Origin of the sequence: Mesorhizobium sp. WSM3859 (assembly GCF_002295065.1) — a bacterium.
GTDB lineage: Bacteria > Pseudomonadota > Alphaproteobacteria > Rhizobiales > Rhizobiaceae > Mesorhizobium.
The window spans coordinates 75,472-83,135 of record NZ_NSGG01000021.1; the positions used below are offsets into that span (position 1 = coordinate 75,472).

4 protein-coding genes and 1 pseudogene are annotated in these 7,664 nt (G+C 62.7%); all 5 read left to right on the plus strand.

The features are described 5' to 3' along the window. Positions 1–28: 28 nt before the first annotated feature. On the plus strand, positions 29–1,657 hold the full coding sequence (locus CK230_RS30045; protein ID WP_095820401.1) for an ABC transporter substrate-binding protein: 1,629 nt from the start codon (positions 29–31) through the stop codon (positions 1,655–1,657). 104 nt (positions 1,658–1,761) lie between these two features. Continuing rightward, complete coding sequence (locus CK230_RS30050) at positions 1,762–2,706, plus strand: acetamidase/formamidase family protein (RefSeq protein ID WP_095820402.1); 945 nt, start codon at positions 1,762–1,764, stop codon at positions 2,704–2,706. 35 nt (positions 2,707–2,741) lie between these two features. Then, the gene (locus CK230_RS30055; protein WP_095820403.1) at positions 2,742–4,412 is read left to right on the plus strand and encodes an ABC transporter ATP-binding protein; all 1,671 of its coding nucleotides are present in this window, start codon (positions 2,742–2,744) and stop codon (positions 4,410–4,412) included. Positions 4,413–4,567: 155 nt separating this feature from the next. Beyond that, a pseudogene (locus tag CK230_RS30060) lies at positions 4,568–5,118 on the plus strand (tyrosine-type recombinase/integrase). A gap of 757 nt (positions 5,119–5,875) precedes the next feature. Next, on the plus strand, positions 5,876–7,664 hold a 1,789-nt coding region (locus tag CK230_RS30065), incomplete at its 3' end, for a VCBS domain-containing protein (RefSeq protein ID WP_210201502.1).

Genomic DNA, 7,664 nt, shown 5'->3' on the forward strand with positions numbered 1-7,664 from the left:
CAACAAGACCAACAGAGGAGTGAACTCAATGACCAAATTCGCCAAACAGATCAGCCTCGCGGCGCTGCTTGCCGCCTCGGCCCTGGTGCCCGCCAGGCTCGCCTTCGCCGACACGCCGACCAATGGCGGCGACATCATCGTCACCTACAAGGACGACATCGCCACGCTCGACCCCGCGATCGGCTATGACTGGCAGAACTGGTCGATGATCAATTCGCTGTTCTCGCGCCTGGTCGACTACAAACCTGGCACCACGGAACTCGGACCGTCGCTTGCCGACAGTTACGACGTATCCGACGACGGCAAGGTCTATACGTTCAAGCTGCATCCCGGCGTCAAGTTCACCAACGGCCGCGCGGTGACGGCGGCGGACGTCAAATGGTCGATCGAGCGCGCCGTCAATCCGAAGACGCAAGGTCCAGGCGCCGGCTTCTTCCACTCGATCGTGGGCGCCGACAAGATGACGGCCGGCGCCGCCGACACGATGGACGGCATCACCGCGGTGGACGACCATACGGTGAAGTTCACGCTTTCGCAGCCCGACGCCACCTTCCTCAACGTGCTGGCGCTCAACTTCGCTTCCGTCGTGCCGAAGGAGGCGGTGGAAGCCGCCGGTGGCGACTTCGGCAAGCATCCAGTCGGCTCGGGCGCATTCACGCTGAAGGAATGGACGATCGGCCAGCGCCTCGTCTTCGTGAAGAACCCCGACTATTTCATCAAGGAGCGTCCGCATGTCGACAGCTTCACGATCGAGGTCGGCCAGGAGCCGCTGGTGGCGCTTTTGCGCCTGCAGAAGGGCGAGGTCGACATTGCCGGCGACGGCATCCCCCCGGCGAAATATCTGGAGATGAAGAAGTCGCCCGAGTTCGAGGGCATGATCGTCGACCGCCAACAGCTGGAAACCAGCTACGTCACTTTGAACACGCAAGTAAAACCCTTCGACAACGTCAAGGTGCGGCAGGCCGTCAACATGGCCATCAACAAGGACCGCATCGTGCGGATCATCAACGGCCGCGCCACGCCGGCCAGCCAGGTGCTGCCGCCGCTGATGCCGGGCTATGACCAGAACTACAAGGGCTATGCCTACGATCCCGAAAAGGCCAAGGCGCTGCTTGCCGAGGCCGGATTGAAGGACGGCTTCTCGACCCAGATCTACACCTCCAACACCGATCCGCAGCCGCGTATCACGCAGGCGATCCAGCAGGATCTGGCGGCGATCGGCGTCAAGGCCGAGATCAAGGCGGTGGCCAATCCGAACGTGATTGCCGCTGGCGGCACGCAGGGCCAGGCGCCCATGGTCTGGTCCGGCGGGCTTGGCTGGATCGCCGACTTCCCGGATCCGTCCGACTTCTATGGGCCAATCCTCGGCTGCGGCAGCGCGGTTGCCGGCGGCTGGAACTGGTCCTGGTATTGCAACAAGGACATCGACGCCCGCGCCCAGGCCGCCGACGCCATGCCGGTGCCGGCCAAGGCCGAGGAGCGCAACAAGGCCTGGGCGCAGATCTTCACCGACATCCAGACCAATGACGCGCCCTGGATCCCGGTTTTCAACGAACGCCGCGTGGTGGCCAAGTCCAAGCGCATGGGCGGACCGGACGAGATCTACATCGATCCGACCCGCGTCGTCGACTACGAAGCGATCTATGTAAACAAATAGGCCGTCTCATTTCCTGGCGGCGGGCGCTCGGCCCGCCGCCGGCCGCCCTTCAATGATGCCGCCGAACGGGAGGGCGGCTTGCCAAGAACAAACGAGAAGCAACCATGTGCGTGAAGTGCGACTACACCATCCATCGCGCCAGCCACCATTTCGGCTGGAACCGCGATTTCGAACCGGTCCTGACAGCCAGGCCGGGTTCGACCATCCATTTCGAATGCCTCGACTCCTCCGGCGGACAGTTTGACGCGAGCTCCACCGTCGAGCATGTCCCAACCCTGGATTTCGACAAGGTCAACCCGGTGACCGGGCCGGTCTATGTCGAGGGGGCCATGCCCGGCGATGCGCTGAAGATCACGCTGCGCCATTTCGAACCGTCGGGCCTCGGCTGGACCGCCAACATTCCTGGCTTCGGCCTGCTCGCCGACCAGTTCACGGAGCCGGCGCTGCACATCTGGAAATATGACGCCGCCTTGATGGCGCCGGCGCTCTATGGTCCGGGCGGGCGCGTGCCGCTGAAACCCTTCGCCGGCACGATCGGCGTGGCGCCGGCCGAACCCGGCCTGCATTCTGTCGTGCCGCCTCGCCGTGTCGGCGGCAATCTCGACATTCGCGACCTTGCGGCCGGCACCACGCTCTATCTCCCGGTTGAGGTCGAGGGGGCGCTGTTCTCGATCGGCGATACCCACGCCGCCCAAGGGGATGGCGAGGTTTGCGGCACGGCGATCGAGAGCCGCATGGACGTCGAGGCGACGATCGAGCTGATCAAGTATGCGCGGCTGGAAAGTCCGCGCTTCACCACGCCGGGGCCGGTGACCCGCCATCTCGACGAGGCCGGCTACGAGGTCACCACTGGCGTCGGACCGGACCTGATGACCGCGGCGCGCGAAAGCGTCATGCGCATGGTCGACCTGCTTGCCGCCGACCATGGGCTGAAGCCGGTCGACGCCTACATGCTCTGCTCGGTCTGCGGCGACCTGCGCATCAGCGAGATCGTCGACATGCCGAACTGGGTCGTCTCGTTCTATTTCCCAAGAATCGTCTTCAACTGATGGCAGACCATTTGAGGTCAGGCGATTCCCGACGCATGCCAGATGCCGTCCTGGCCGTAGAAAACCTGTCGGTCGACGCGCTGACGCCTGAGGGCGCAAGGCGCGTCATCGACGGGATCAGCTTTGCGCTGTCGCCGGGCGAGACGCTCTGCCTAGCCGGCGAGTCCGGTTCAGGCAAATCAGTGACGGCGCTCTCGATCATGCGCCTGTTGCCGCGCGCCTCGTTGCGCATCGCCGGCGGCGACATCAGGCTCGAACGCCAGAGCCTTCCGCGCCTGCACGAACGCGCCATGCGCGACGTGAGGGGCGGGGAGATCGCGATGATCTTCCAGGAGCCGATGACGTCACTCAACCCTGTCCACTCGATCGGCGCGCAACTGACCGAAGCGATCCGGATCCATCAAGGAGCAGAAGGCTCAAGCATCCAAAAGCGTGCCCTCGACATGCTGGATGTCGTCCAAGTCAGCGACCCGGTGCGGCGCATGAAGCAATATCCGCACGAGCTTTCCGGCGGAATGCGCCAGCGCGTCATGATCGCCATGGCGCTTTCATGCCGACCGAAAGTGCTTCTGGCTGACGAGCCGACCACGGCGCTCGACGTCACCGTGCAGGCGCAGATCCTCAAGCTGATGCGCGAGCTGAAGCGCGAATTTGGCACCGCCATCATCCTCATCACTCATGATATGGGCGTCGTCGCCGAGATGGCCGACCGGGTGGCAGTCATGCGCGATGGACGGATTGTCGAGGCTGGCCCCGTGCTCGACATCTTCGAGCGGCCGCAGGCCGGCTACACGCGCGAACTGCTCGCTGCCGTGCCGCGCCTCGGTGCATTCGCGGGGACCGATGCGCCGCCTCGCGTCACGGCCACCGCTCGGCCAACGGCACCTAACGACGCCGCCCCGGTGCTTTCAGTGAAGAACCTCGTCGTCGACTATGGCGCTTCTGCCAACCTCTTCCGCCGCGGCGCCTCGGAGGCGCCGGCGGTGCAGGATGTCTCCTTCGACATCAGGCTAGGCCGGACGCTCGGCCTCGTTGGCGAAAGCGGCTCGGGAAAGTCCACTACCGGCAAAGCCGTGCTCGGCCTTGTCCCTTTCACGGGCTCCGTGTCTATCGGCGACACCTCCATTCACGGCCTCTCGGCGAGTGCGATGCGGCCGGTGCGGCGCGCCGCACAGATGATCTTCCAGGACCCTTACGCCTCGCTCGACCCGCGCATGACCGTGGGCGCGGCGATCGCCGAGCCGCTCGTCATTCACGGCATTGGCGCCAAGGGCGAGCGGCGCGAGCGCGTGGCCTCGCTTCTGGCGCGCGTCGGGCTCGAAGCAGATCATGCCGCGCGCTATCCACACGAATTTTCCGGCGGCCAGCGCCAGCGCATCTGCATCGCGCGCGCCCTGGCGCTCCAGCCGAAGCTGATCGTCGCCGACGAAAGCGTCGCAGCGCTCGACGTGTCGGTCAGGGCGCGTGTGCTCGACCTAATGCTGGAGCTGCAGGAGACGCTCGGGCTTGCCTATCTCTTCATCTCGCACGACATGGCGGTGGTCGAACGCATGAGCCATGACGTCGCCGTCATGCGCGCCGGCCGCATCGTCGAGGCTGGCTCCCGCCGCGCAGTGCTGTCGGCGCCTCGCGAGGAGTACACGCGCGAATTGATCGCGGCTGTGCCCATACCGAATCCGCGCGTTGCAAACCCACAGGGGTGGTGATACCTCGATTGCTGATATCTTCGTCGCTAAAACAGAAGCCGACTTTCCGCTTGCGGTCCCCCAACAACCCAGCAAAAAAGTTTGGCCATCACGAGCTCACCGCTCCTGATCGCCGCGCATGGAAGGCGGGTAAAGAGGTCGGAACGAAACGCCCGCTGAAACCTCGACAGATATGGGCGATCCGATTTTTTCTCGATCGAGAGCGGCGATTGCGCGATCAAGCCCTCTTCGATCTCGCAATCGACAGCAAGTTGCGCGGCTGCGACCTAGTCAAGATCAAGACCGGCACCTTGGTTGTCGGGTCGGAAATTCGGACCCGCGCGATCGTCGTGCAACAGAAGACAGGGCGACCGGTGCAGTTCGAGTTGATGAGCGATTCCCGTTCCAGCCTTCTCGCATGACTGGAGCGGCGCGGTGGCACCGTCGACGACTATGCGTTCCCAAGCCGAATCGACCTAAACCGTCACATGAGCAGGAGGCAGTATGCCCGCCTCATGGACGAGTGGGTCGTGGCAGTCGGACTTCGACCTCAGGAATACGGGCGCATTCGCTGCGGCGTACCAAAGCCTCCATCATCTACAAAGTGACCGGTAACCCGCGCGCGGTCCAGATTTTGCTGGGCCACACCAAGATCGGGAACACAGTTCGGTATCTCGGAGTCGACGTAGAAGATGCCCTCGAGCTAGCCGAGGCGACGGAGGTCTGACTGGAAGCGGCTCTACCGTCTCAGTGGGGCCGCGAAGCGCCTCATGCCAGTCGTTGCTACGAGCGTCGCCAATCACTCAAAACGGACATTGCCGGAAAGGCCCAAGGCCGGGCGATCACCGCATAGGTTAAGACGGCCGGGATAGCTCGTAGGATGGCAAGCGTCAGACAGCTTGGGCCTCTCTAGGCCGGAAAAAACATGAACGGAAGCGTGGCCGCTTCTGGTGGTTGGATCGCATCCGCAAGATCCCTGCGATTGGATGCGAATCCCCGGACGGACGCCGGCTCTCCACAAGCTGTAAATCAATTGCACGTCATGCGGCCCGACCGGCCAATATCGCGCCGACTATCCTCCGTCGAATGTAGATTACTCGCATTTTAATAAAGTTTCGTCATTAACTCTTACGAGATGAGGCCGTTGACGGACAATGCGGAAGGGTTAATAATCTCTTACACGGGTAGCGTTAATTTCTCCTGACTGGCAACAACGAGTTACGGCGCTACCGTGGGGTTGGGGAAAACGCGACGGCGGCATCTATAGCCGTTGTGGAGAGAGTTATTGAGCTATAACTGCTTGTGGATCGTCGCGCACGCTGGCCATTGGCGAGCTGGAGCGAGGGGTTGTTGCTCGCCGACTGACCATTCTCACCTCACGTAGTTCGGCGCCGGTTGCTTAGCGCATTCGGCGTGGGTTGTTGGTCGTCTCCAAACGGCCGACGGGGTCAGACGCACCTGCGTCCGCAGGGAGGGAGAATTAGATGGGTACACAGATCGCCGGTGCTGGAGGCACCACTACGTCGTTTTCCAATACGCCTCAGGCAAAGGATGACGTTTTCAACTACACCGAAGACAATGTGGTCATCGTTTCCGCGGCTCAATCCATCATCCTTTTGGACGTAATGGCTAACGATCTTGGGGGGAACGCCAAGACCCTCTATTCGGTCGATGATGGGACCTCTGACTCGACCTCGACCAAGCAATACGCGCCGATCGACCTGACGACCCAGGACGTGCAGGCGACCGGCATCTCGGCCTGGGAAGACATAGGCGGCGGCGTCCTTATCCGCATCAACAACGGTAAAGTGGAGATGAACCTCTCCGGGTATCTCCAGCAGCATGGTTTCCCCAGCCTGCAGGCGCTTACCGCGACCGACCGGATCAACGAGACATTCACCTACGCGATCAAGCTCGGCAACGGAACTCTGAGCTGGGCGAGCGTATCGGTCAACATCCAGGGCACCAACGATGGCGCGACGATCAACGCGGCTGCCAACGTCGATAGCATTGTCGTAGAAGCGGGTGGCGTCGCCAACGGCACGCCTGGCGATGACAGTGCTCACGGACAGCTGATCGTTTCCGACGTCGATGCCAACCAGAACAATTTCCAGGCGCCGCCGAGCCTGCAGGGCACCTATGGCACCTTCACCTTCGACACTGCGACGGGCGCCTGGACCTACGCCCTCAACCAGGGCCTGGCCGACCCGCTGAGACAGGGCCAGCAGGTTACCGACACGCTGCAGGTGAAGTCGGCGGACGGCACCGCCACCTACAACATCGTCGTCAACATCACCGGCAGCAATGACGCCGCAGTTTTGTCCTCCGCCTCGGTCAACCTGGCCGAGGGCAATACGGCCACGGCGATCAGCACCTCGGGCAATCTGACCATCTCGGATGTCGACAGTCCGGCAACTTTCGCTGCCCAGGCTGGGACCTTAGGCAGCTACGGCACCTTCTCGATCAATGCAGCCGGCGCCTGGACCTACACGGCTTCCTCAGCCCATGACGATTTCGCTGCCGGCCAGCACTATGTCGAGAATTTCGATGTTGTCAGCGCCGATGGTACACACACCACCGTCCACATCGATATCCTCGGCACCAACGATGCGGCTGTTTTGTCGTCGGCATCCTTCAACCTGACGGAAGGCAACGCCGCGGCCGACATCTCGACTTCGGGCACGCTCACGATCTCGGATGTTGACAGCCCGGCGACCTTCGTCGCCCAGGCCAGCACGGCCGGCCTCTACGGCACTTTTGCGATCAACGCGGCAGGCGCCTGGACCTACACGGCCTCATCGGCGCACAATGAATTTGTCGCCGGCCAGCACTATTTGGAAAATTTCGACGTGGTCAGCGCCGATGGTACACACACCACCGTCCACATCGATATCCTCGGCACCAACGATGCGGCTGTTTTGTCGTCGGCATCCTTCAACCTGACGGAAGGCAACGCCGCGGCCGACATCTCGACTTCGGGCACGCTCACGATCTCGGATGTTGACAGCCCGGCGACCTTCGTCGCCCAGGCCAGCACGGCCGGCCTCTACGGCACTTTTGCGATCAACGCAGCTGGCGCCTGGACCTACACGGCGTCATCGGCGCACAATGAATTTGTCGCCGGCCAGCACTATGTGGAAAACTTCGATGTGGTGAGTGCCGACGGCACCCACACTTCGGTCCACATCGATATCCTCGGCACCAACGATGCGGCGACGGTGAGCTCGGACTCGAAGTCGGTGAGCGAAGCCGACACGGCGGCGGCGCTGAACA